At 63.7% G+C, this 23475-nt stretch carries 23 protein-coding genes; 10 read left to right on the top strand and 13 right to left on the bottom strand.

Going from position 1 to position 23475, the window contains the following annotated elements; all coding sequences use genetic code 11:
- Positions 1–183 precede the first annotated feature (183 nt).
- On the bottom strand, positions 184–2187 hold the full coding sequence (locus tag K1X11_RS11660; protein WP_221032010.1) for an alpha/beta hydrolase family protein: 2004 nt from the start codon (positions 2185–2187) through the stop codon (positions 184–186).
- 168 nt (positions 2188–2355) lie between these two features.
- Here K1X11_RS11660 and K1X11_RS11665 point away from each other — a divergent pair, with 168 nt between their 5' ends.
- From K1X11_RS11665 to K1X11_RS11695, 7 genes are all read left to right on the top strand, one after another.
- Positions 2356–3729: a GDSL-type esterase/lipase family protein gene (locus K1X11_RS11665; protein WP_221032009.1), complete on the top strand. Its 1374-nt coding sequence runs from the start codon at positions 2356–2358 to the stop codon at positions 3727–3729.
- Between the two features lie 247 nt (positions 3730–3976).
- Positions 3977–4762: a DUF3450 family protein gene (locus K1X11_RS11670; RefSeq protein ID WP_221032008.1), complete on the top strand. Its 786-nt coding sequence runs from the start codon at positions 3977–3979 to the stop codon at positions 4760–4762.
- Entirely contained in the window at positions 4759–6195 is a 1437-nt protein-coding gene (locus tag K1X11_RS11675) for a MotA/TolQ/ExbB proton channel family protein (RefSeq protein WP_221032007.1), read from the top strand. The genes K1X11_RS11670 and K1X11_RS11675 overlap by 4 nt, the downstream gene beginning before the upstream one ends.
- Before the next feature lie 74 nt (positions 6196–6269).
- Positions 6270–6764, top strand: a complete 495-nt coding sequence (locus K1X11_RS11680; RefSeq protein ID WP_221032006.1) for a MotA/TolQ/ExbB proton channel family protein — start codon at positions 6270–6272, stop codon at positions 6762–6764.
- A gap of 41 nt (positions 6765–6805) precedes the next feature.
- Positions 6806–7225 carry an ExbD/TolR family protein gene (locus K1X11_RS11685; protein WP_221032005.1) on the top strand — a complete coding sequence of 140 codons (420 nt, stop codon included), beginning with the start codon at positions 6806–6808 and terminating at the stop codon, positions 7223–7225.
- A gap of 90 nt (positions 7226–7315) precedes the next feature.
- Positions 7316–8026 (top strand): energy transducer TonB, encoded by a 711-nt coding sequence (locus tag K1X11_RS11690; protein ID WP_221032004.1) that lies wholly within the window; start codon positions 7316–7318, stop codon positions 8024–8026.
- A 25-nt stretch (positions 8027–8051) separates the two neighbouring features.
- Positions 8052–9461, top strand: coding sequence for a tetratricopeptide repeat protein (locus tag K1X11_RS11695; RefSeq protein WP_221032003.1), 1410 nt, complete (start codon positions 8052–8054; stop codon positions 9459–9461).
- Between the two features lie 116 nt (positions 9462–9577).
- On the opposite strand, the gene K1X11_RS11700 is transcribed toward K1X11_RS11695, so the two are convergent.
- The 6 genes from K1X11_RS11700 to K1X11_RS11725 are packed head-to-tail and all read right to left on the bottom strand — an operon-like array spanning position 9578 to position 14085.
- On the bottom strand, positions 9578–10093 hold the full coding sequence (locus K1X11_RS11700; protein WP_221032002.1) for an SET domain-containing protein: 516 nt from the start codon (positions 10091–10093) through the stop codon (positions 9578–9580).
- 55 nt (positions 10094–10148) lie between these two features.
- Positions 10149–11276 (bottom strand): sodium ion-translocating decarboxylase subunit beta, encoded by a 1128-nt coding sequence (locus K1X11_RS11705; protein WP_221032001.1) that lies wholly within the window; start codon positions 11274–11276, stop codon positions 10149–10151.
- 21 nt (positions 11277–11297) lie between these two features.
- A complete protein-coding gene (locus K1X11_RS11710) occupies positions 11298–11750 on the bottom strand; it encodes a biotin/lipoyl-containing protein (RefSeq protein ID WP_221032000.1) in 453 nt (150 codons plus the stop codon).
- A complete protein-coding gene (locus K1X11_RS11715) occupies positions 11711–12127 on the bottom strand; it encodes an OadG family transporter subunit (protein WP_221031999.1) in 417 nt (138 codons plus the stop codon). The genes K1X11_RS11710 and K1X11_RS11715 overlap by 40 nt, the downstream gene beginning before the upstream one ends.
- Positions 12128–12145: 18 nt before the next feature.
- Complete coding sequence (locus K1X11_RS11720; protein WP_221031998.1) at positions 12146–13699, bottom strand: acyl-CoA carboxylase subunit beta; 1554 nt, start codon at positions 13697–13699, stop codon at positions 12146–12148.
- Between the two features lie 29 nt (positions 13700–13728).
- Positions 13729–14085: an antibiotic biosynthesis monooxygenase family protein gene (locus K1X11_RS11725; protein WP_324726166.1), complete on the bottom strand. Its 357-nt coding sequence runs from the start codon at positions 14083–14085 to the stop codon at positions 13729–13731.
- Positions 14086–14167: 82 nt separating this feature from the next.
- Here K1X11_RS11725 and K1X11_RS11730 point away from each other — a divergent pair, with 82 nt between their 5' ends.
- Positions 14168–14575: a hypothetical protein gene (locus tag K1X11_RS11730; RefSeq protein WP_221031996.1), complete on the top strand. Its 408-nt coding sequence runs from the start codon at positions 14168–14170 to the stop codon at positions 14573–14575.
- Positions 14576–14792: 217 nt separating this feature from the next.
- Here the strand turns inward: K1X11_RS11730 and dmeF are convergent, their stop codons facing one another.
- From dmeF to K1X11_RS11745, 3 genes are all read right to left on the bottom strand, one after another.
- Positions 14793–15794: a CDF family Co(II)/Ni(II) efflux transporter DmeF gene (gene dmeF / locus K1X11_RS11735; protein WP_221031995.1), complete on the bottom strand. Its 1002-nt coding sequence runs from the start codon at positions 15792–15794 to the stop codon at positions 14793–14795.
- Positions 15795–15816: 22 nt separating this feature from the next.
- Positions 15817–16092 (bottom strand): metal/formaldehyde-sensitive transcriptional repressor, encoded by a 276-nt coding sequence (locus K1X11_RS11740; RefSeq protein ID WP_221031994.1) that lies wholly within the window; start codon positions 16090–16092, stop codon positions 15817–15819.
- Positions 16093–16185: 93 nt separating this feature from the next.
- Entirely contained in the window at positions 16186–17091 is a 906-nt protein-coding gene (locus tag K1X11_RS11745; protein ID WP_221031993.1) for a helix-turn-helix transcriptional regulator, read from the bottom strand.
- Between the two features lie 99 nt (positions 17092–17190).
- Here K1X11_RS11745 and K1X11_RS11750 point away from each other — a divergent pair, with 99 nt between their 5' ends.
- Positions 17191–18825 (top strand): fucose isomerase, encoded by a 1635-nt coding sequence (locus K1X11_RS11750; protein ID WP_221031992.1) that lies wholly within the window; start codon positions 17191–17193, stop codon positions 18823–18825.
- Positions 18826–18827: 2 nt separating this feature from the next.
- Positions 18828–19598: a class II aldolase/adducin family protein gene (locus tag K1X11_RS11755; RefSeq protein WP_221031991.1), complete on the top strand. Its 771-nt coding sequence runs from the start codon at positions 18828–18830 to the stop codon at positions 19596–19598.
- Between the two features lie 588 nt (positions 19599–20186).
- On the opposite strand, the gene K1X11_RS11760 is transcribed toward K1X11_RS11755, so the two are convergent.
- From K1X11_RS11760 to K1X11_RS11770, 3 genes are read right to left on the bottom strand one after another with little or no spacing between them, the layout of a single operon-like run.
- Positions 20187–20597: a RidA family protein gene (locus K1X11_RS11760; RefSeq protein ID WP_221031990.1), complete on the bottom strand. Its 411-nt coding sequence runs from the start codon at positions 20595–20597 to the stop codon at positions 20187–20189.
- The gene (locus tag K1X11_RS11765) at positions 20594–22171 is read right to left on the bottom strand and encodes a M81 family metallopeptidase (RefSeq protein ID WP_324726167.1); all 1578 of its coding nucleotides are present in this window, start codon (positions 22169–22171) and stop codon (positions 20594–20596) included. Before K1X11_RS11765 ends, K1X11_RS11760 begins: the two co-directional genes overlap by 4 nt.
- Entirely contained in the window at positions 22128–23471 is a 1344-nt protein-coding gene (locus K1X11_RS11770; RefSeq protein WP_221031989.1) for an aspartate aminotransferase family protein, read from the bottom strand. The genes K1X11_RS11765 and K1X11_RS11770 overlap by 44 nt, the downstream gene beginning before the upstream one ends.
- Between the last annotated feature and the right edge of the window lie 4 nt (positions 23472–23475).

The following is a 23475-nucleotide window of genomic DNA, read 5'->3' on the forward strand; positions in this document are numbered from 1 at the left end:
CAGACAGAAGGGGTTGGGTCGGGAAAACGGGAGCGGAACCGCGCCCCCCCCGACACGAGTTCGGGCGCAGGGTTTCCGCCAAGGGAACGTTCACCTCAACAAACCCCGCCCCCCAGCGCACGCCGATTTTTTCAGCAGCGAGCGCCGTTGAGGGTGAGTTGCCGGGCAGCCGGGACGAGCCGGTTACAGGTGCTTAGCGAGGAAGGCCTCGATCTTTTCGTAGAGCTCCACCTGATTTTCGAGATGCTGCATGCCGTGCGACTCGCGGGACACGAAGTGCGTCTCGTGCGGCACACCGTGCTTCTCCAACTGGCTCACCAGCCGCTTTGATTCGAGCCAGGAGGCGACTTTGTCGTCCTTACCGTGGGCGACAAACATCGGCACCTTCATGTTCTCCACAAAATGGATCGGCGAGATTGCCCGGAATTTCTCCGGTTCATCGTCGGGGTTGCCCAGCTTCAGCTGCAACCGGCCGAACTGCGGCGAAAAGTGCTGATTAAACGCCTCGTCGCGGAACACCTCCACCCAGTCATACACCCCGGCGTTGCCCACCGCGCACTTGTAGAGGTCGGGCTCGTGCACCACCCCCGACAGCGCCAGGTAAGCCCCGAACGACCCCCCCATGATGGCCACGCGTTTGGGATCCACGAAGCCGGTTTTGAGAATCGCCTTCGTCGCCGCCGTCACATCGGCGTGCATTTTCAAAAAGTCCCACTGGTCGGATTCCGGAAACATCCAGTCGTAGCCGGGTGAGCCCCGATAGTTGGGCTGCAATACGGCGTAGCCTCGACTCGCCAGAAACTGCGCCTCGCCATCAAACCCAAAGGTGTCGCGCACCCACGGCCCGCCGTGCGGCAACACCACCATCGGCACAGGGGACTCCTTTGAGGCGCCCTGCGGCAGGGTCAGGTAGGCGTCGAGCCGTTTGCCATCATCCGTCTTGAATTTCACAATGCTCACGCCCGCCATCCGCGCCGGATCGATCCACGGCAGCGCCGCCTTTAACGGCCCCAACGACTTTTTCTCCAGGTCTACGATGTAATAGGTGACCGGCTCCCGATCCGAATAAACCGAGAGCACAAACACCGTGTTCGCCTCGTTCGTGCTGTAGATTCGCACAACTTTCTTCGGGAAGCTGCTTTTGAAAATCTTGTCGAGCGACGCATACCCTTCATCGAACCACACCGACGCCGGAATCGCGCGATGGTATTGGAACCCCACGACCCGTCGGGAACCACGATCACGGAGCGGCCCGGACGTCACATCATACCCCTTGTCGCGCAAAATCTCCGCCCCGTATTCCCCGGTCTGCGCGTCCACAAACCGCACCGCGCTCGGCTGACCGTCGTAAAGCTTCTGACTCACGATCAATTGCCCCGGCTCGTCCGCTGTCGCCAGCACCTCGTTGGCCTCCATGTCGATCGGCGAGGGTTCCCAATCCTCCCCATCATAATGATGCAGGGTGAACACGCCCTGCCGGCCGGTGTAGCTGTAGGCCAGGTGCCCCATGCGGTCGGAGAAGTAGCCCGCGATCAAACCACCTTCCGGCACCGGAAAACGCCGGCGCACCACCCGGCGGTTCTGATCCTCCGCCACGCTGTAGAGGTTAAAATTGTTCGGATCGAGACTCACCCAGCGCCCGTTCTTGATATCCGTATTCACCGTTACGATACCACCGTCACGCCCGGCCCCCTCACCCGAAACCCAGACATAGGGCGAGAGCGGATCGTCCTCCGGCCGGCTGATAAAACGGTGCATGCCGTATTGTATCACCGGATACGGTCGCGACATGCTCTTGATCTCCACCGCGCCCAGCGCCACACCCCAGTATTTCTCCGCCGAGACCGAATAGATCAGCCGTTCGTCGTTCAGCCACCGCACGCCGCCCACATCGGAGTCGCCCAACCCGGTCATGACCTTGGTTTCATTGGTCTTCAGATCGATCACCATCAGGCGCGAGACATCCAAACCGCCCGACACGATCGCGGCCACATGCGTGCCGGAGGGGTTGAGCTGCGGGCTGCTGAAATAGGCCGGGCGGAAAAAATCCTGAATCGGCACCGGCTCATTCGCCGGCACGGGGTCCGTGCGCTCGAGGTCAAGTTTGTCGGCCGCCGCGGCGACCAGACAGGCAGACAGATACAGGGCGGCAAAGCGACCGCCGCGGGAAGACGCGAATCGAAACATGGCAACTTCGGTTTTGGGGTGGGCTGAGGGGGTAGTGACGGCCAGTCGGGGCCATCACGCCGGATCTCACCTCCCCGCGCAAGCCTCCGCCGTTAACTTCGAACAACTCACCCCTTCCCCTTCGCGCCGACTTCGCCACCGTGTTCATCGTTCTACCCCTCTCCGCTCATGAAATCCTTTCGACTCTCCGTTCTGCTCGGCCTGTCTGCCCTGCTCGCCTTGCCCTCCCAAGCCGCCGATGCGGACAAGCCCGCCGCGCCGACCGTGCCGGAATATGAACTCGCCCTGCCCATGTATGACAACGGCCTGCCCGGCCGCGGCCCGCTTCGCCGTCACACTTGGTTTCAAAACCTCTGGCAAAGTCGCCGCGCCAAATGGGCCAAGCAGGTCGAGGCCGACCAGGGCGCCGTCGTCTTCTTCGGCGACTCCATCACCCAGGGCTGGGAGGACGACATGGCGACCGCCTTCCCCGGCCTGAAACTCGCCAACCGCGGCATCTCCGGCGACACCACCCGCGGCCTGCTCCTGCGCCTCCAACACGACGTGCTCGCGCTCAACCCCAGCGCCATCGTCCTGCTCATCGGCACCAACGACATCGAGGAAGGCGCCCGCAACGACACCATCACCAAAAACGTCGAGCTGCTGGTCGAGCGCATCCAGGCCCACAGCCGCGCCGTGCCCATCATCCTCAACCTCGTCTTCCCCAGCTCGCCCAAAAAGGAACGCCCGCCCCACTACATCACCGATCTCAACGCCCGCTACCAAGGCGCCTTCAAGGGCGACCCGCAGGTCATCATCCTCGACACCTGGACCCTCTTCGCCGACGCCGAGGGCAACGCCAAACTCGCCGAGATGCCCGACCTCCTTCACCCCAACGAGATCGGTTACGCCAAGTGGCGCGACGCCCTCTGGCCCATCTTCGCCACGCTCGGCCTCGTTGAAACCACCACCGATCTCGACTGGCAACCCGACCCCGGTTTCACCGCCCTCTTCAACGGCCACGACCTCACCGGCTGGGGCTACCGTCCGACCTCCGCGGCAGACCGAGAAGCCGCGCGCGGTTGGCAAGCCGCCGATCCCAATGCCGCCCCCTGGCCGTTCGTCGAGGAAGCGGTCAACTTCGACGGCCTGCGCGAATCGCCCGACGGTCGCTACCGCGCCGTCAATGGTCGGCTCGTGGTCACCACCCCCGCCGAAGGTCGCCTCATTCAACAGCTCTGGACCCAAGCGGAGTTCGGCACCGACTTCGAACTGCGCCTCGAATTCCGCGCCACCCCCAACGCCGACAGCGGCGTCTACGTGCGCGCCCCCCAACTCCAATGCCGCGACTACCAGCTCGCCGGTCCGTGGAAGGACCTCCCGCACTACCGGCCCGGCGATTGGAACGAGCTCATCATCACCGTGCGCGGCAACACGCTTCACGCGACCTGCAACGGTGACGAACTTGATGCCGGCCTCACCCTGCCCGACACCGGCCCCATCGGCCTCGAAGGCGACCGCGGCCAGATGGAATACCGCCGCATCCAACTGCGCCCGCTTTGAAATTTCAGCCGCGCCGCTTTCCACTTTCGCGATGCGGCGCACGTGAAATTTCAACCCGCGCGTAAATCCGTTTGAAGGGTTCCGCGCCACCCCGGGGTTCTCGCGCCGGATGCCTGCAATGTTTTTTTGAATACATCCGCTCACCCCGTATTCGCGTGCGATTTAACGTTCGTCTAATTGACATCGTTGGCGCACTGCGGATTCATCACTCCCTCTTCGGCTCGCCTCACCACTACCCTGTTCGTTCATGCCCGCTTTACCCCGACTGCGACATAACGTCGGTCTCGCGTTGGCCTGCGTCATTCCTTGCACGCTGCTGACTCCCGCCTTCGCCGACACCGCCCTTAATGATGTGCAAAAAGCCGCGACCGAATGGGCGCGACTCCGATCCGAGACCACCCGTCTCGAAAAAGCCTGGGACTCCGAGCGCGACCTGCTGACCGCGTCACTCGCCGGTCTCGGCGTGCAGGCCGATCAACTCGCCGGCCAGCGCGACACCCTCGCCGCCCAGACCGAATCCGCCCGCACCGAGATCGACGCGCTCACCGCCACCAATCGCGAGACCGCCGCTCGCATCGAAGAAGCCGGCACCCGCATCGACGCGCTCTCCGCCCAACTCATCGCGCTGCGCCCCGCGCTCCCGCCACGCCTCTCCGCCGCGCTCGAGTTGCCCTACCGCAGCCTCGCCAGTCCCGACCTCACGCCGGCCGAACGCATGCGGCACACGATGACGATTCTCAACCAGTGCAATCGCTTCAACCAGACCTTCGTCCTCTCCGAGGAAATCCTCGCCGTCACACCCGGCGGTGAAGAGCGCCTTCTCGAGGTGCTCTATTGGGGCCTCGCCCAAGGTTGCGCGCTCGACCGCTCCGGCGGCGAAGCGTTCGTCGGCCGCGCCGTCGATGGCATCTGGTCCTGGCAACCCGCACCTGATCTCGTCGGCGAACTGACCGACCTGATCGACATCCATCAGGACAAGGAAGCCCCCGCCTTCGTCACCATCCCCGCGCAGATCACGGAGGGCGCCCAATGAGCCGCACGCACCTCACCGCCGCGACCACGTTCGCCGGCCTCCTCCTCGCGACCGCCGCCTCCGCCCAGACCGCCGAGTCCATCGCGCGCTACGACGCCATTCTCCGCCAGGCCGCCACCGCTTACACCGCCCGCATCGAACAGGCGACCCAGACGCTCAACGACACCCGCGTCCGCATCGGCGAAGAAAAGATCCCACTCCTAAACGACCTCCGCGCCCTCGAAGACCGCATCCTTAATCTCCGCGCCGAGATCACCACCTTCCAAACCAACACCGCCAACTTCGCCAACGACAAGGCGCGTCGCGAACAGGAAGCCGAGGCCCAACGCCTCAACATCTCCTACTTCGCCGGCACCGCCGCCGAAGGCCTCTCCACCCTCACCAGCTCGCTCGGCAACGTGGAAGCCGAACACTGGGCCGAGCAGGTTGGCACGCTCCGCAATCGCCTCGATCCCGTTGGCGGCATTCCCGACATCTCTGCCGCCGTCGAAACCGCCGAGATGCTCTACGCCCGCGTCGAGTCGCTCATCGGCGGCCACGCCCGCGCCGGCGTTGCCGTCTCTGCCGAGGCCCACGAACTCGTCAACGGCACCTTCGCCTTCTTCGGCCCCGAAACCTTCTTCGTCGGCGACAACGGCATCGCCGGCACCGTGCGCGCTCGCGACGAAGGCGCCGCGCCGATGGTCTATCCGCTCGCCGGTTGGGACGCCGCCGACGCCGCCGCGTTTGCCGCCGGTCAACCCGCCGCCATCCCCGCCGACGTTTCCGGCGGCAAAGCCCTGCAACTCGCCGAGAGCCAGGGTAACTGGATCGATCACATCAACAAGGGCGGCATCGTCGGCTACTCCATCCTCGGCCTCGGCGCCTTTGCCCTGCTCACCGCCTTCGTCAAGATGGTCGACCTGCGCAACCTCTCGGTCGACGCCCCCGCCGCTACCCTGCCTGTGCTCACCAGCGTGACCGAGGAGAGCCCCGCCGCCGCTGAGGGCAAATTGAGCGGCCTGCGCATAACCAGTCGCGAGCTCTTCGCCACCGGCATCCGCCACGCCGCCAAACCCAAAGACGTGATCGAGGAGCACCTCCACGCCTTCATCCTCCGCGAGCGTCTGCACCACGAGCGTTGGTTGCCCATGCTCGCCGTCATCGCCGCCGCCTCACCCCTCCTCGGCCTGCTCGGCACCGTCGTCGGCATGGTGAAGACCTTCACCCTCATCACCGTCTTCGGCACTGGCAACGCCGCCAAACTTTCCAGTGGTATCTCCGAAGCCCTCGTCACCACCGAGCTCGGCCTCACCGTCGCCATCCCGACCCTCGTCCTCCACGGTCTGCTCTCCTACCGCACGCAGAAAAACCTGTCGCTGCTGGAACGCTACGGCGTCGAGTTCATCACCGCCAACGAGGACCGCAAGGTCACCCACCCAACGAAGTCCTGATGGCTACCTCCGCTACACCCATCGCTGTAGCCGGGGTCGGTGCCCCCGGTCCCCACCCCGTTTCGACCTGACTCATGGAAGCCCTCCGCGATCTCCTGCAGCAAGGTGGCCCCGTCATGGTGCCGCTCATCCTGCTGTCGATCGTGCTCTACGAGCGCTGCTTCGGACTCTACTTCAGCGTGCGCCGCGCCAGCCGCCTGCTCACCCAGGATCGCGCCGCCGGGCTCGATTCGCTCACCGCGGTGCGCATGACCCGACTCGATCTGCAGGAGACCTTTCGGCAGCAACGTTTCATCATCAGCACGCTCATCGCCGCCGCGCCGCTCATGGGTCTGCTCGGCACCGTCACCGGCATGATCTCGACCTTCGAGAGCCTCATCGATCGCAGCGGTCAAAAGTCCTTCGAAGGCCTCGCCGACGGCATCTCCGTCGCCCTCATCACCACCGAGACCGGCCTGGCGATCGCCATCCCCGCCGTGATCCTCCTCCACTTCGCCCACCGCCATGTGCAGCACGGCGAACAATCCCTCGTCAAACGCGAGAGCGACCTCATGGCCACCGCCGCCTGACCCTTTCACCGCCGTTTGCCTCACGTTCACCCCGCTTCCGGATGCTCAAAACCACTCGCTCCGATTCCCGTTACCAGGCCGTCGCCATCGATCTCGCCCCCATGATCGACTGCGTGTTCATCCTGCTCATCTTCTTCATCGTCACTTCGGTTTTTGTCGAAGACCCCGGCGTCGAAGTGGAACGCCCCGACACCCGCGGCGAAGCCGTCACCGATCGCAACGCCCTGCTCCTCGCCATCTCCGCCGACGACGGCATCTACTTCGACGGCCAGCAAATCCGGATGGACCAAGTCGCCGCCACCCTGCGCCAGGCGTCGTTCTCCGATGAGGCCACGGTGATCATCCGCGCCGACCGTCATGCCAGCCACGGCACCTTTGCCGGCGTCTACTCCGAAGCCAAACGCGCCGGCCTCGCCCACGTCCAATTCGCCACCGCCCGCCTAGGCTCCGCCCAACCCTGAATACATGTCAGATGTAGGATGTAAGATGTAAACCATCACACACCCTACATCTTACATCCTACATCACACATCTTACATCTCCCGCCCGCCATGCCTTCCTCCCCCGTCCCCCTCGATCTTGATCCCGCCAGCGGGCTGGGTCGTCAGGTCGCCAAATGGGGCGCCGGGTTGGGCATGAGTCTGGTCATTCTCTTCGTCCTCGCTCACGTGCAGCGCACCGAGATCGTGCCGCCGCCCGCCCCCATCGCCGATCTGCAGACCATGGTGCTGGAAGACCCGCCCCCACCGCCGCCCGAGATCGCCACCCGCGAGCCCCCACCGCCCACCGTGCTCGACCTCGAACCGATCGCTTCCGACAACGTCGTCAAAGTCGCCGTCGCCCCGCTCACCTACGAGATCCCGCTGCCCGAAGCCACGCCCCTGCTCGAGTTCAACCTGGCCGACTTCAAACCCGACATGGATTCGGGCGAGAACAACCCCGACCACATTTTCCAATTCCGCGACGTCGACCAGCGCCCCGTCATCGTTCATCGCAAAAAACCCGACGTATCGAACGACTTGATACGCAAGGTTCCCGACCCTCGCGTGGTCGTGAGCATGGTCGTCACCCGTGGTGGCTCCGTGCGCAACATCAGCATGGTCCAGTCCTCCGGTAACAAGGAGCTGGACCGCATCGTCGCCGACGCCCTCGCCGAATGGCGTTTCCGTCCCGCCATCCGCAATGGCGTCGCGGTCAACTGCCTCGTTATCCAATCCATCGTCATCAAACAGTCCCGCGGTGGTTCACCCTTCAGCATCTGATCCCCCGCTCCCCTTACCCGCTCTCATGACTGCCCGCCGCCTGCTGCCCCTGCTCGTCGCCCTCACTGTCTACCCCGGTCTCACTCACGCCCAGCTCGCGGGCAGCGCCGACGCCGCCACCCCGGAACTGTCCCCACAGGAACAGCTCGCCCAGATTCTCGGCGAACACGCCAGCCAGCCCGACGTCGACCCCGGCCGGGTCATCAACGAGTCGATGAACTTCCGCAAAGAGCGGGAGCCCGATATGACCTCGGCCGAATACGCCCTCTACGAACGCATCTCCAGCATGGTGGAAACCAACGCCGCCTTTGCCCTCCAGTTGCTCGAGACCATGCTCGGCGACGACCAGGAGGACAGCGCCGCCTTCGACCTCGCCCTCGGCAACCTCTACTTCGCCGAAGAACGCATCGACGACGCCCTCGAGCGCTACGAAAGCGCCGTCGGAAAATACCCCGAATTTCTCCGCGCCTGGACCAACATCGGCATGATCCACTACCAGCGCGAAAACTGGCCCGAAGCCGCCAAAGCTTTTGCCAAAGCCGTCAACCTCGGCGACCGCGATGCCCAGACCTTCGGCCTGCTCGCCTTCGCCATGCGCCAGACCGGCAACACTCTCGGCGCCGAGATGGCCTTCATGCAGGCCATGACCGCCAACCCCGAAGACACCAACTGGATCGGCGGTCTGCTCGAGCTCTACTTCATCAACGGCCGCCACGCCCAATCCGAATCCCTCGTGCGCGAGCTCGTGCGCCTCGAGCCCGGCAAAGCCGAGAACTGGATGCTCTACGCCTCCCTGCTCGTCCAACTCGAGCGCCCGCTCGAAGCCGCCACCCAGCTTGAGATCGCCCGCCAAATCGGCGCCGTGAACAAGGACTCCCTCGGCCTGCTCGGTGACCTCTACGTCGGCCTCGGTTTCATCCCCGAAGCCATCTCCGCCTACGAAGCCATCCCGGGCGATACCGACCAACTCGCCTCCGCGCGCCTGCTCACCTACGCCCGTTCCATGATCAACGAGGGCAAACTCGACATTGCCCGCGACATCCTCGGCAAGGTGCCGACCTCCACCGAATGGGAGATTGCCAAACCTCGCCACTTTGCCGTCGCCGAACTCGCCGTCGCCGAGAGCGACTGGGCCGCCGCGCAGGAATCCTACGAAGCCATCATCCAAACCGAGCCGATGAACCCCTACGCACTGCTCGGACTCGGCAACGCCCTCAACGAAGCCGGCGAAACCGCCCGCGCCGAGTTCACCTTTGAGCACGCCCTGCAAGTTCCTCAGGCCGAAGCCCGCGCCTGCCTGGAGCTGGCCAACATCGCCCTCGTCGACCGCCGCTTCCAACGCGCCATCGAGATGCTCAACCGCGCTGACCGCCTCGAGCCCTCCTCCGCCGTCCGCGCCCAAATCGCCCGCATCAACCACCTCGCCGCGCAATAGGTCCTCCTCGCCAACTGTAGGCTGCGAGCTTGCTCGCGCTACGCTGCCTCTCAGCGCCCCCCGCTGTAGCCGGGCTCCTTGAGCCCGGTCCCTATCTGCCCCTCCGCCGCCCGGGGTCACCGCACCGCCGCCGCGTCGCGTTCGCGCAACCACCGCCGCACGCGCCAACGCTGATGCCGGGCCACGATGTAACCGACACACGAGGGCGCGCCACACCGACACGGATGCCCCAAACCGTCGCGAAAGGTATAGCCGTAATCGAAGCTCAGTTCCTCACCCGCCTCGATATCCCGCGACGCCACGATCCACACCCGGTCATCCCAAATATCCGACGCGCAATTCGGCTCACAGTGGTGATTGATCAAGCGCGCCACATTGCCGTCCCCCCGCCCGTCGATGGCCCAGGCATCATCCAGAATATACAAATAGTCGCACACTACATCGCCGGTCTCGCCAGCCGCCTCCCGGGCTTGCCGCAGCTGCTCCCGCCGCACCGCCTCGCCAAGCGGAATCCGTTCGCCGGTGTATTCCATCACGACCTCCCCTTCCGCGATGAAACCGCGGGCATACACCCCGCGGCCGTGAATCACCGACCCACGGGCTTCGATCAGATCATCCGGCACCGTAACCATCCCCGAACCACCGTCACAGCGCCTAACTGGCGTCAAGCTCAGGCAGAACCGACTGCTACAGCACCAGCACCGACCACAGGACACCGGCCGCAATCGCCGAGCCGATCACCCCTGCCACATTCGGCGCCATCGCCTGCATGAGCAGGTGATTGTCGGGATCCGCCTGGCGCCCGATCATCTGCACCACCCTCGCCGAATCCGGCACCGCCGACACTCCGGCCGCGCCCACCAGCGGGTTGATCTTATCCTTCAGGAACAGATTCATGAACTTCGCAAACAAGACCCCGCTGGCCGTCGCGATCATGAAGCTCAACGCCCCCAAACCGAAGATGAGCAACGACTGCGGCGTGAGGAAGGTGTCGGCCTGGGTGCTCGCGCCCACGGACACGCCCAGCAGAATCGTCACGATGTCGATCATGGCATTGCGGGCCGAGTTCGCCAATCGCTCGGTCACGCCGCTTTCCTTGAGCAGGTTGCCCAGGAAAAGCATGCCCAGCAACGCGATCGAACCCGGCGCGATGAGCGCGCAGATCAGGAACGCCGTAATAGGAAACAGAATACGCTCCCGCTTCGACACCCGCCGCGGCGCCTTCATCCGGATCTTACGCTCCGCCGGCGTGGTGAGCAGTTTCATGATCGGCGGCTGAATCACCGGCACCAGCGCCATGTAGGAATAAGCCGCCACCGCAATCGCACCCAACAGATGCGGCGCCAGTTTCGCCGAGAGGAAGATCGCCGTCGGTCCGTCCGCACCACCGATGATGCCGATCGCGCCTGCCTCCATCGGCGTAAAACCGAGACCCAGCGCGCCGATCAACGTGAGGAAAATGCCCATCTGCGCCGCGCCGCCCAGCAGGATGAGTTTCGGATTCGACAACATCGTCGAGAAGTCGGTCATCGCGCCGATACCCATAAAAATGAGCGGCGGGAAAATGCCCTGCTTCACGCCGAAGTAGAGGTAGTAGAGCACGCTGCCTTCGTCATACACGCCCAACGGCATGCCGTCGGCATAAGGGATGTTGCCGAGCACGATGCCAAAGCCGATCGGCACCAGCAGCAGCGGCTCGTAATCCTTCACAATCGCAAGCGTCACAAACACCAGCCCCACCACGATCATCACCGCGTGCCCGAAATCCAGCCCGGCAAACCCGGTCGTCGGCAGGAACTGTTGAAACGTATCCATTGTCCGGTGACGCGTCGCCCGCTACTCGATGGTCAGAAGTTCGCCGCCTTGCTCGACGACCGAGTCCTTGGCCACGTCGACCTTGGTGACCTTGCCGGCCACCGGGGCGGAGATGGTGTTCTCCATTTTCATCGCCTCCATCTTGAGCAGCGCCTGCCCCGCCTTCACCGCGTCGCCCACGCGCACAAACACATCCAGCACCGCACCTGGGATCGGCGCCCGCACCACGCCGGGCGCATCCTTGCCCTTCATGGTCGGGACGGGTTTCCCTCCCGGAGTGGTCACCGGGCGAGCCGCCGCCGCGCCCGGTGACCCGACCCCGGCCGAGGTCGCTTCACTCGGCAGAACCTCTTGCCGGGTGAGTCTGACCGCATACTCCACCCCATCCACCTCGAGCCGGCTTTCGTTGGGGCAGAGCGATTTGACCGTGACCGTCAGGGGTTGGTCGTTGATGACGAGTTGGTATCGGCGCATGGGGCAGCGGGGTCGTTGTAACGCGAGGTGTTGAGGATCGACCACAGGCCGGCGGATCGCACCGGCTTGAAGGTGAGACGCGTCTGATCACCCAATCGAAAAACTTCCAACTCCCGCAGCGCCACCCACGCCAGCGCCGCCCGCACTTCCGGCGAGGGCAGGCCGTCGTCCTCCTCCGCCCCAGCGGCCGCGGCATCCGCTGGCTGGCCTTTACTCCGCCACGCATCCCACCGCTCCAATACCCGTGGTAACACCGTGATGTAGGCCGCGATCAACACCAGCCCGCCAAAGACGATGGAGATGCCCGTGATGGCCAACGGTATGCCGTCGCCATCGACGATGTTCTGCCAGTTGAAGGCGAGCAGGAGCGGAGTCATCGGAGCGGCGCCTCCTCTTCACAGCGGCATGTTGCCGTGCTTCTTGCGGGGGTTGCTGTCCTGTTTGTTCTCGAGCATCGTCAGCGCCTTGATGACGCGCAGGCGGGTGCGGCCGGGCGTGATGATGTCGTCGATGTAGCCGCGACGGGCGGCCACGAGCGGTGTGGTGAAGCGCTCGTTGTAGTCCTTTTCCTTTTCCGCCAGCAGCGCCTTCGGATCCTCCGCCTTGGCGGCTTCGCGGGCGTGCAGAATTTCGACCGCGCCCCGCGCGCCCATCACCGCGATCTCCGCGGTGGGCCAGGCGTAGTTGATGTCGCCGCGCAAATGTTTAGAGCTCATCACGCAATACGCCCCGCCATAGGCCTTCCTCGTAATGACGGTGACTTTCGGAACAGTGGCTTCGGCGTAGGCGTATAACATCTTCGCACCCTCGCGGATAATTCCACGATGTTCCTGCGCGGTTCCCGGCAGGAACCCGGGCACGTCGACTAACGTGATGAGCGGAAGGTTAAAACAATCGCAGAAGCGCACGAAGCGCGCCCCTTTGATTGATGAGTCGCAATCGAGCACGCCCGCGAGATGCGTCGGCTGATTTGCCACAATGCCGACCGGCTTTCCGCCCATGCGGGCGAAGCCAGTGACCAGGCTCGGGCCGAAGCCCGCCTGCGACTCCATGAAGTCACCATTGTCCACGATCGCCCCGATCACTGCCGTGATGTCGTAGGGGTGGTTGGGGTTCTCCGGCACGATCGCATCGAGGCCGGCATCGTAACGGTCCGGCGGATCCTGCGTCGCGCGTTGCGGCGGCATCTCCAGATGATTGGAGGGCAGAAACGCCACCAGCCGCTTGATTTGTTCGAGCGTCGTCAGCTCGTCCGGACAGGCAAAGTGCGCCACGCCACTACGGGTCGTGTGCACCGCCGCGCCACCGAGATCTTCGGTGGTGACGTCCTCATGTGTGACCGTTTTGACCACCTTGGGTCCGGTCAGGAACATGTTGCTCTGTCCCTCCACCATGAAGGTGAAGTCCGTCAAAGCCGGCGAGTAAACCGCCCCGCCGGCGCACGGCCCGAAGATGGCCGAGATCTGCGGCACCACGCCCGAAGTGAGCACGTTGCGCAGAAAGATGTCGGTGTAACCCGCGAGGCTTTCGATGCCTTCCTGAATGCGGGCGCCACCGCTGTCGTTGAGGCCGATGACCGGCGCGCCGTTCTTGAGCGCCATGTCCATGACCTTGCAGATCTTTTCGGCAAAGGTCTCCGACAGCGAACCGCCGAAGACGGTGAAGTCCTGCGAAAACACATACACCAGACGCCCTTCAATCGTGCCGTAGCCCGTCACGACGCCGTCGCCGGCGAAGTGTTTGTCGCCCATGCCGAAGTCGCCGCAGCGATGCTCTTTGAAGAGGTCAAATTCCTCAAAACTGCCCTCGTCCAAAAGGACGGCGAGGCGTTCGCGGGCGGTGAGGCGGCCCTTTGCCTTGTGCTTGGCGATGCGGTCGGCGCCGCCGCCGAGCCGAGCGGTTTGTTTCAACTCGGCCAGCTCCTGCAAACGTTGGAGGGGTGACGGCATGGCGCCGCGGGGGTTGGGGTGGGGGTAAACTAAACGTGCTGATAAACCTGATACAGCGTGGTCTCCCCCAACAGCTCGTCGATCTTGGCTTGGATCGCCGCCCGCTCGGGTTTGTTGAGCCACTCTGTCCATTGCGCGAGAGTCGCCCAGGTGCTGATCACCAGATACTCTCCCGGCGCTTCAATATTCAAAAAAGTCTCTCCTGAGACGTAGCCCGGTTGGGCGAGTGCCATCGCCCGCAAGCGCTGTAAGAGCGGCTTGAGTTCCTCGAAGCACCGGGGCGTGCCTCTGCGGACAATGAGCACTTTGACGGCCATTTTCGTTGGGGTAGGACGAAATTTACCTGACGCTGCCATGCATAGCCGATCCGCCGCCAGACTGCTCATCGTTTCTTGCCAAAACCTTCGCCCTTCGTGGCACGTGCGCCCGATGAACAAGTCGGCCCGCCTCCGGTCTTATCTCCTCATCATGAAGTCGCCCCTGCGCTCCCTCGCCCTGCTCTCGCTCCTCCCCCTGTTGTTCGGAGGTTGCCTGGCCGTCGGCACCGGCGTGACCGAACGCCAATGGAACGCCGCCCTGAAAGCCCTCGAACCCGGCCTCACTCAGGCTCAGCTCCTGCGCATGATGGGCGAACCGCGCGAACGCGTCCCCGCCGAGACGGACGACAACTTCGACACCGTGTGGATCTACTCGCGTCCCGAAGTCATCGGCACACGCCCTGAGCTCGTCGGGGAGCACGACATCATGCTGCCCAACGGCAAACACACCATGAGCGTCCCCGACTACGAGGACACCGACATCACCGTCATCGCCGAATACCACCTCCACTGGCGCGGCGAAACCCTCGTGGACTGGGAACGCGTCGAGCTGAAGTAAACGCACCGGCCCCACGCCTCCCTCGTGGCCACGGCATCCTGCCGTGGTGCGTTGCCTCTCCGCCACCGCCCCGTCTTCCCGCGGACGGCCCGGCGGTCCGTCCCTACCTACAACGTCACCATCAAAATGTAGCAGCGGCCGTCTCGGCCGCTCCACTGTCGCCCCTCAGCCCTCTGCGCCCATCAGCGATCTCTGCGGTTGTATCCAATCCGCGTCCCTACTCTTCCGCCGTATTCACCTCGATGGTCACATGCGGAAACCGCGCCGCATCCAACCGCGCCCGATACCCATCCGGCGACTCCGGAGTCGGGCTGGCCACGGCTACCACCACACTCACGGCATTCGGTGCGATCGACCACACATGCAGATCCGTCACCTGCGTATGACCGTCGCCCTCCAACGCCGCCCGCACCTCGCTCGTCTCTCGCTCCGAAGCCTGGCGATCGAGCAACACTCCGCCGGTTTGTTTCAACAGTCCGATTGACCAATGCGCGACCAGCACGGAACCGGCGATGCCCATCACCGGATCCATCCAAATCCAACCGAAGAACTTGGCCGCCAACAACGCCACGATGGCCGTCACCGATGTCAGCGCATCCGCCAATACGTGCAGGTAAGCCGAGCGCAGGTTGTGATCATGATGGGCATGTCCGTGCCCATGCCTGTGCCCGTGGTCGTGATCATGGTCATGCGCGTGGTGGTTCTCATGCCCGTGGTCATGGTCATGCTCCTCCTCGCCGTGGTCATGATGATGGTGGTGGTGATGGTCGTGATTGTCGCCCAGCACGAAGACCGAAATGCCGTTCACCACGAGCCCGACCACCGCAACCAGGATAGCCTGGTTGAACGCGATCGCCGTCGGCGAGAGCAGCCGCTCCACGCTTTCCCACGCCATCAACAGGGCGAAGAGCGCCAGCACCACCGCCCCGCAGAAACCGCCCAACGCATTCACCTTTCCGGTGCCAAACGAGAACGCCGGATCATTCGCATGCCGCCGCGCATACACGTAGGCAAAGGCCGTGATGCCCAGCGCCACCGCATGGGAGCCCATATGCATGCCATCGGCCAACAGCGCCATGGAGCCGAAACCAATGCCGGCGGTGATCTCGATCACCATCATCACCACCGTGATCGCGATAACGATCAGCGTGCGTGCTTCACCGGGCTTTTTCTCATCCTGGCCAAAAGTATGGCCATGTTTCCAACGACTCAGGTCCATGGTCTGGTTCTCCGCAGGGTGGTTATTTCAAATAGCTGCCGACGATCTGCCGCAGCTCCTCCGCCGCCTGTTGCACCGGCGCACTCGCACTCGGCTCCCGCACCAGGTGGTGTTCGATGTGATCGGAAATCAACTCCCGGGTAAGCGCATCAAACGCGCCCCGACACGCCGCCGCATTCTGCAACACCTTGTAGCAGTCCGCCCCCTCCTCGAGCATACGCTCGATCCCCTCGATCTGCCCCTTCAGCCGTTTCACCCGGTTGACCAGCTTCTTGTTATGATGATGCAAGTGCGACATATACTATACCCCGGTATAGTATTTGAATCCGACCGCAAGCCTATTGCGCCAGCCCACCTAGGCCCGACCCCATCTCCCCACAGCGTGCGGAAATCAACCACCTCCCGGCGCGCGCAGCGACTCCCGCAAGCGCTGCGGCGAGACACCGTGCACGTGCCGAAACACGCGCGAGAAGTGCAGCGGATCATCGAAGCCGACCCGTGCCGCCACTTCCTTCACCATGAGGTCCGTGTCGATCAACGCGTGCGCGGCTTCATTCATCTTTCGCCGCGTCAGGTATTGGTAGGGCGTCACGCCTTGGTAACGCCGAAACAGCCGATGCAGCGTGGGCAGACTCACATGCGCCACCGCCGCCAGCTCACCAAGTGACCCAAACCGCTCCGGCCCGGCATCGATCAAGCGCTTGCAGCGCGTGAACGTCTCGAGCTGCGGATCCCGCGTCTGCTCGCCGCGGAGCTGCGCCTGCTCCAGCTTGAGCAGGAGCCGACAAAACGAGTTCCAACACAGCGCCTCGGTGCGGGGCCCGTGCTCCTTTCCCTCCTGCAGGATCAGGTCAAAAATCTCGCGCAATTCCGCGTGTCCGCCGAAGTGCTGCATCCGCCCCATCAACGCCACCGGCTCCTCCAAGACCCGCCGCGCCTTGTTCCCCACCAGACAGAGGAAGTATTTCGTCATGGCTTTCCCCGCCGTCGACATACTCACCGGCATTCCGGGGCCATAAGCAAACACACACCCCGCTCGCAGGGACTGCACCGGCCCGTCGCCCAAGCGCAGCTCCCCCGCGCCCTCCGCCACGAACTCCAGCGTTGTGAACGGATAGGTGCGGCGCTGCACGCTGTATTCACCTTTACAATACTCCCGCCCGCCCAGCGCCACCGCCATGGGGCCATGGTGACGCTCCGCCAACTCCCGGAAAAAGAAATCCCCTGGCACTTTGCCGTGCAGCAAATCCTGCTTCGTCAGCGTCGAACCCCGCCGGACCGTGTTAGAAATATCCATGCCTTCTGACATCAATGTCCATTCATCCCGCCGCTGGCAAATGGTATGATCGAGCCCCCCCTCCTCCCCTTCCGCTGTTGCGGTTAATGCTTTATATCCATGTCTACCCAATCCCCCACCCGTCCCGCCGTCACCCTGATTGCCAATGGTGACCTGCGCGTCTCCGCCAACCAAGCCTGCTGGGCCGCCCAGCAGGAGATGGAACGCCAACTGACCCAAACCCTCGCCGATCTCGGCTGGGACGTCCGCCGCGCCCATCCCTACAAGGCCGCCCAAAAACACGGCTTCATCGGCTCGCAGAAGGAGGGCATGGAGGTGTTTGCCACCATCGATCCCACCGCGCCGCTCATCGTCGCGGAGAGCGTCTGGCAATACTCCCACCACATCCTCCACGGCCTGATCACCCACCGCGGCCCGATCCTCACCATCGCCAATTGGTCCGGCACCTGGCCGGGCCTTGTCGGCATGCTCAACCTCAACGGCTCTCTCACCAAAGCCGGCGTCAAATACTCGACCTTGTGGTCGAAGGATTTCACCGACGACTTCTTCCTCACCGCCCTCCGCCGTTGGCTGGAGAAGGGCAAGGTCACGCACCCGACCCGGCACGTGCAAAAGCTCGCCAAGGCCAAGGTTCCCGCCCGCGCCCAAAAGGTCGCGCAACAACTCGCCGACGAACTGCGCACGCGCAAAGCCATCATGGGCGTCTTCGACGAGGGCTGCATGGGCATGTTCAACGCCATCATCCCCGACCACCTCTTGTTCCCCACCGGCGTCTTCAAAGAACGCCTCTCCCAATCCGCCCTCTACTACGCGGCCTCCCAAGTGACCGAGGCCGAAGCCCGCGCCGTTCTCGACTGGTTGCTGGCCAAGGGCATGACCTTCCACTTCGGTCAGGACGAAGCCACCGAACTCACCGAAGCCCAGGTGCTCGCCCAGTGCCGCACCTACATCGCCGCCCTGCGCATCGCCGACGAGTTCGGCTGCGACACCATCGGTATCCAATACCAACAGGGCCTCAAAGACCTGCTCCCCGCCTCCGACCTCACCGAGGGCCTGCTCAACAACTCCGAGCGCCCGCCGGTCAAAAACGACCGCGGCCGCATCATCCGCCGCGGCCAACCGTTGCCGCACTTCAACGAGGTCGACGAATGCGCCGGCCTCGACGGCCTGCTCACCTACCGCGTGCATCAGGCCCTCGGGCAACCGGTCGAAAACACGCTGCATGACCTGCGCTGGGGCGATCACGATCAGAGCGGCACCGTCGACGATTTTGTCTGGGTCTTCCTCATCTCCGGCGCCGCGCCGCCCGCGCATCACATTGGTGGATACAAGGGCACCGACTCCCTGCGACAGCCCCCGATGTATTTCCGTCTCGGCGGCGGCACCGTGCGCGGCATCGCCAAACCCGGCGAGATCGTCTGGAGCCGCATCTTCATCGCGAACGGCAAACTCAAGATGGACCTCGGACGCGCCAAGGTCATCGAGTTGCCCCGCGAAGAAACCGAACGCCGCTGGCAGGAAACCACCCCCGAGTGGCCCATCATGCATGCCGTCACCTACGGCGTTTCCCGCGACCAAATGATGGCCCGCCATCAGGCCAATCACATTCAGGTCGCCTACGCCAACTCCGCCCGCGAAGCCGACCTCGCCATGTATGCCAAAGCCGCCCTCGCCGCGGAACTCGGACTCGAGGTCAACCTCTGCGGCACCCGCGCCAACGGCAAACCGTTCTGAGCATGGCCGACGCCCCCGCCCCGGACGCCATCGTCGCCCAACTGGTTGAACTCTCCCACGAGCTCGGCCAGGAGGCCCGCGACTTCGCCCTCCTGGGCGAGGGCAACACCTCCGCCCGCGTCGATGAAACCACCTTTCTCGTCAAAGCCAGCGGCTCTTCCCTCGGCACGCTCACGCCCAAGGGTGTGACGCATTGTGCGCTCCAGCCCCTCGTGGAGCTGCTGGATCAGGACCACCTGAAGGACGCCGCCGTCGAGACCGCCCTGATGGACTCACGCGTGAGTGCCGACAGCGCCAAGCCCTCCGTCGAAGCCATGTTTCACGCCTGGCTGCTCACCCTACCGGGCGTCGACTTCGTCGGTCACGTGCACCCCGTGCACGTCAACGCCCTCCTCGCCTCCCCGCACGCAGCCGCCTTTGCCCACCGCCGACTCTTTCCGGATCAAATCGTCTGCTGCGGCGCCAAGTCCGTCCTCGTGCCCTACTGCGATCCGGGACTGACCCTCGCCAAAGCAATACGTGAGGCCGTCGAAGAGCACCTCGCCACCGAGGGCCACACACCTCGCCTTATCCTGCTGGAAAACCACGGCCTCATCGCCCTCGGTTCATCCCCCGCCGCCGTCCTCGCCACCACTCTGATGGCGGAAAAATCCGCTCGCATCATGATCGGTGCCATCGCCGCCGCCGGCCCCCGCTACCTCAGCGACCAAGACGTCGCCCGCATCGCCGGCCGCGCCGACGAACACTACCGCCAAAAAGCACTCGGACTCTGATCGCCCAAAGCAGCCTCTCGCCCCTCCGGGATTCGCCTCCCCGTCGGCGTTCCGGAATGCAAAAAGCCCTCCGACTTTTGATCGTCAGAGGGCTTTTCGAAAGTGGCGTCCCCACGGGGATTCGAACCCCGGTTTGGCCCAGTGCCATTTTGGCACAAGGCCATGTGTTGATTTTCAATAACTTAACTTTCGGCGACATCCCCGTTTTTCGACGTCATTGTCACTTTCATTGTCACTGACCCTAAAATCGAGGGGGGATTCGAAGTCATTTTTAGGGTTCGTGCTAAGATCGAGCTTGACGGTTTAGACTGGGTGACCGGCGAACACCAGACGGTGAATCGTCTAAGCTGAGGCAGGCCGACTAGTCTGCCTTGTCTCCGGCGGTTGGTTCGCCCTCTGACCTGATCCCCCGAAGCTGGAGTGGCGAAATGGCAGAAACCGGGTAAACCGAAAGGACCCGAACGCCACGTTTTACAGGTTAGGGGGCATTCGCCGAGGCGGTATGCTCGCCCTCGAAAGACTCCGAATTACGAAGACCAAATTTTCGCCCTCCCACGCTTCGTTGGTCCCCGATACCGAAATCCAAACTCAATCGGCAGAATGCTCGCTGCTGCCCGCGGGCACCGCCACGCAGTCTATTTCGAAGTGCAGCGTCTCCGGCAGACAATTTGTGATGGTCGTGCGGGCGGGATGCGGGGCGCTGAAATACTCGCGATAAAGCTTGTTGAACTCCGCCACATTCGCCGGATCGCGCACGTAGTTGCGGGTTTGCACCACGTGAGCCAGATCACTGCCGGCCGACTCCAGCACCGCCCGCAGGTTTTCGATCGATCGACGCACCTCCCCTTCGAAGGTATCCGGCACGATCGTGCCCTTCGCATCGACCGAGGCTTGCCCGGAAATAAAGATCAGGTCGCCGACCTGCACCGCCGGACTAAACGGCAGATGCGAAACCGGAGTGGACTCATCACGTGGATAACTGACTGCAGGATGGTTCATAAAAACGAAAAATGTGGATGGCTGATCGGATCCAGCGGGAAGACGGGTCGTCGCAGGTGCTGCCAGTCGAATCGTGCCAAACGACTGCTGCAGGGCCCTGGCGTTTCCACCCAGAAGGAGGTGCCGCCCAAGCGGTCATAGGCCCGGCGATGCGCGACCGCCGCTTTAACCCCAATCACGTCGAAATCCTGTGGTTCCAACCCCTGACTGCGCAGTTGGCCCAGATCAAAGGGCGGCGTCTTGCGACTGGTCAGAAGCACCGTCACGCCTCCCGTCGTCACGACCGCGCTCGGTCCCATATCGATGTTTTCTCCCAACATGGAAGCGAGGTGGCTTTGTTTGTCCTCCAAGGCAAAACGACCGTCACTGCGAGAGCGCAAAATCACCTCCACCGCCACCGGCCCCTCATCCAATCGCGAGGTCTTGCCGCCAATGCACAAGGAACAGGGTTCCCCCGGATTCACCGCTCGCAACTGCTCGACCGAGGTCGGGTCATTGATCACCACCAAGGCATTCTGAACGTCGGCCCGCAGCAGCGCGCGCAGGACTCCGGTGCCATCGCCCGGAGCACCACCACCGATGTTATCGGAAGGCTCCACCAACAACACCGGCTTTTTCAGCCCATCCAGACCGGCGTCGAGAACATCATTCACGTCCTGATACTCCACGCACCCTTGCTCGCGCAGCGCCCAGGCCAACTCCGCGCCTTCCCGCAACACCGCCCGCACGCCGGCATCGTTGCCATCGTGAATGATACCGAGCGACACGCCGGTATCGCCTGTGTCGGCAAAAGCGTAGCCGCCAACCACATTGGCCGCCCACACGCCCTCGACCTTCTGTTCCCACTCGCGGGCCCGCTGCTCCAGCTCAAGCATCGGCGACGACGCTGTGCCGGTTCCCGGCGGTGGCCATACCATCGGCAACTGGCACACCGTCATTCGGGGCACCGTGCCGTCCCTCAGGCAACGCTCCAGCAGATGCGCCGCCCGCACCGCCGCTGCCCGCGCATCACTGTGCGGATTTTCCTGATACGCCACCAGGCCTTGCGTCAGTTTGGCCATGCGGAAGCTGAAGTTGGCGTGCAGGTCAAACACGCCGAAGATCGGCTTCGCCTCCGCGCCGGACAGGCTGCGCAGTCGCGACAAAAACTCGCCTTCGGCATCGCGATGTCGACCCGTGACCATCGCCCCGTGCAGGACGAGATAGATCGCATCCACGCCCTCTGCCAACGCGGGCTGCGCTCGTTCTTCAAAGGCCCGCCAATAGTCCTCAAAAGCCGCGTCTTCCACCATGCCCGAGGGCATGGCGCGCGCGTCGATGGTCGGGATCACTTCCCAGCCGGCGGCGTCCGCCACTTCCAGAAAGCCGTCGGTCGGCGAGGCGTCACCTCGCTTGGCGAAGATCGCCTCGCCCATCGCGACATCAAAGTCACGCCAAGCGGTGCGCTCCTCCAGAAACGTGTGCGTCTCATGGAACAGGCCGGCAAAAAGAACACGCGCAGACATGGGCAGGGGCGTCAGGTCGGGATGCTTAGGCCGGTGCCTGCCACTCGGCCGCGTGGCGGGCAAAGGCACGAGCCGCTCGTTCGAGCGCGTCACTGATATCCTGTTCGGTGTGCACCAAACTGATCGACCAGAGCCCACGTTCGATCGCCCGCACTCCTTCCTCCAGCAGGCAACGCCGCAGATGCGCCCAGCGCGGTGCGTCGTGCCGCAGGACATAGTCGCGATAGTCGAGCACTTTACCTTCCTTCGCACCGGGTTTCAGCATGACCGTATGGAAGGCAAGCCCGGGTCCCTGCGGGCGCAGCGGCACGCCATGTTGGTCGGCCAACTCTCGCAAACCTGCCATCATTTGCTGCCCGAGCCGATTGGTCGTCCGCGGATGCTCCTCCCCCAGCGCAATCACTTCGTCCAGACACCAACGGCTGGCGGCCAGACACAGTGGATTGGCGTTCAAGGTGCCAGCGTGAATCGACTCGCCGGAGATGATCTTGGCCATCGCCGCCTTGGTTCCCGCCAACGCCGCGAACGGTGTGCCTCCGCCGATCGCTTTGCCAAAAATCGTCAGGTCCGGCCGCACGTCGTAATAGGCCTGCGCGCCACCCGCGCCAAAACGGAATCCGGTGATCGTCTCATCCGCGATCATCATGATGCCGTCTTCATCACAGACCTCGCGGATGGCCTGCAGGAATCCGTCCTCGGGCTCAATGCAGCAGGTGTTGCACACCGCCGGCTCAAAGATGATCGCCGCGATTTGACCACGGTATTCCGCCACGCGCCGACGCAGGTGCTCGGCGTCATTCCACCGCGCCACCACAAAGTGCTCCGGCACCTCCGGAATGATGCCTTTGCTCGGATGCGTGCGCGCCGGGTTCTCGTCATCGCCCCAGGCTCCGGGGGGATTGGCAAAACCCACCAGACCTTCGTCGCTCCAGCCGTGATAGTGGCCCTCAAAACGCAGCACCAGCTGACGTCCGGTGTGGGTGCGAGCCAAGCGCAACGCCGCCATCACGGCCTCCGTCGCCGAGTTGTTGAAACGCACCAGCTCGACCGATGGCACCATCTGCTGCAGGCGCTCCGCCACCTCGATCTCGAGTTCACATTGCGCCGCCCAGTGCAGCCCCAGTCGAGCCTGCTTGGCCAATTCAGCCGCCAAACCGCTCGGAGCATGCCCATAGAGCAGCGCGCCCTGACCGAGCTGGAAATCGATGTATTCGTTGCCATCGACGTCCCACACGCGGGCCCCCTCACCTTTCTCAAAATAAAGCGGCACCGGCTGCTCGAGCTTGCGAATGCCGCTGTTGATACCACCGGCGATGCTGTTCTGCGCGCGGGTGAAGAGTTCGGTGGAACGAGGGAAAGTGTAGGCCATGGAA

It is taken from the genome of Actomonas aquatica, assembly GCF_019679435.2.
GTDB classification, from domain to species: Bacteria; Verrucomicrobiota; Verrucomicrobiia; order Opitutales; family Opitutaceae; genus Actomonas; species Actomonas aquatica.

What these genes read in the sequence shown, in the direction of transcription:
- K1X11_RS11660 (WP_221032010.1), bottom strand. Translation starts at nt 2,187, where the DNA reads ATGTTTCGATTCGCGTCTTCCCGCGGCGGTCGCTTTGCCGCCCTGTAT.
- K1X11_RS11720 (WP_221031998.1), bottom strand. Translation starts at nt 13,699, where the DNA reads ATGCCGTCACCCCTCCAACGTTTGCAGGAGCTGGCCGAGTTGAAACAA.
- K1X11_RS11715 (WP_221031999.1), bottom strand. Translation starts at nt 12,127, where the DNA reads ATGACTCCGCTCCTGCTCGCCTTCAACTGGCAGAACATCGTCGATGGC.
- K1X11_RS11670 (WP_221032008.1), top strand. Translation starts at nt 3,977, where the DNA reads ATGCCCGCTTTACCCCGACTGCGACATAACGTCGGTCTCGCGTTGGCC.
- K1X11_RS11760 (WP_221031990.1), bottom strand. Translation starts at nt 20,597, where the DNA reads ATGAACCATCCTGCAGTCAGTTATCCACGTGATGAGTCCACTCCGGTT.
- K1X11_RS11730 (WP_221031996.1), top strand. Translation starts at nt 14,168, where the DNA reads ATGAAGTCGCCCCTGCGCTCCCTCGCCCTGCTCTCGCTCCTCCCCCTG.
- K1X11_RS11725 (WP_324726166.1), bottom strand. Translation starts at nt 14,085, where the DNA reads ATGAGCAGTCTGGCGGCGGATCGGCTATGCATGGCAGCGTCAGGTAAA.
- K1X11_RS11665 (WP_221032009.1), top strand. Translation starts at nt 2,356, where the DNA reads ATGAAATCCTTTCGACTCTCCGTTCTGCTCGGCCTGTCTGCCCTGCTC.
- K1X11_RS11740 (WP_221031994.1), bottom strand. Translation starts at nt 16,092, where the DNA reads ATGTCGCACTTGCATCATCATAACAAGAAGCTGGTCAACCGGGTGAAA.
- K1X11_RS11685 (WP_221032005.1), top strand. Translation starts at nt 6,806, where the DNA reads ATGCTCAAAACCACTCGCTCCGATTCCCGTTACCAGGCCGTCGCCATC.
- K1X11_RS11755 (WP_221031991.1), top strand. Translation starts at nt 18,828, where the DNA reads ATGGCCGACGCCCCCGCCCCGGACGCCATCGTCGCCCAACTGGTTGAA.
- K1X11_RS11680 (WP_221032006.1), top strand. Translation starts at nt 6,270, where the DNA reads ATGGAAGCCCTCCGCGATCTCCTGCAGCAAGGTGGCCCCGTCATGGTG.
- K1X11_RS11690 (WP_221032004.1), top strand. Translation starts at nt 7,316, where the DNA reads ATGCCTTCCTCCCCCGTCCCCCTCGATCTTGATCCCGCCAGCGGGCTG.
- K1X11_RS11710 (WP_221032000.1), bottom strand. Translation starts at nt 11,750, where the DNA reads ATGCGCCGATACCAACTCGTCATCAACGACCAACCCCTGACGGTCACG.
- dmeF (WP_221031995.1), bottom strand. Translation starts at nt 15,794, where the DNA reads ATGGACCTGAGTCGTTGGAAACATGGCCATACTTTTGGCCAGGATGAG.
- K1X11_RS11750 (WP_221031992.1), top strand. Translation starts at nt 17,191, where the DNA reads ATGTCTACCCAATCCCCCACCCGTCCCGCCGTCACCCTGATTGCCAAT.
- K1X11_RS11705 (WP_221032001.1), bottom strand. Translation starts at nt 11,276, where the DNA reads ATGGATACGTTTCAACAGTTCCTGCCGACGACCGGGTTTGCCGGGCTG.
- K1X11_RS11745 (WP_221031993.1), bottom strand. Translation starts at nt 17,091, where the DNA reads ATGGATATTTCTAACACGGTCCGGCGGGGTTCGACGCTGACGAAGCAG.
- K1X11_RS11770 (WP_221031989.1), bottom strand. Translation starts at nt 23,471, where the DNA reads ATGGCCTACACTTTCCCTCGTTCCACCGAACTCTTCACCCGCGCGCAG.
- K1X11_RS11675 (WP_221032007.1), top strand. Translation starts at nt 4,759, where the DNA reads ATGAGCCGCACGCACCTCACCGCCGCGACCACGTTCGCCGGCCTCCTC.
- K1X11_RS11700 (WP_221032002.1), bottom strand. Translation starts at nt 10,093, where the DNA reads ATGGTTACGGTGCCGGATGATCTGATCGAAGCCCGTGGGTCGGTGATT.
- K1X11_RS11695 (WP_221032003.1), top strand. Translation starts at nt 8,052, where the DNA reads ATGACTGCCCGCCGCCTGCTGCCCCTGCTCGTCGCCCTCACTGTCTAC.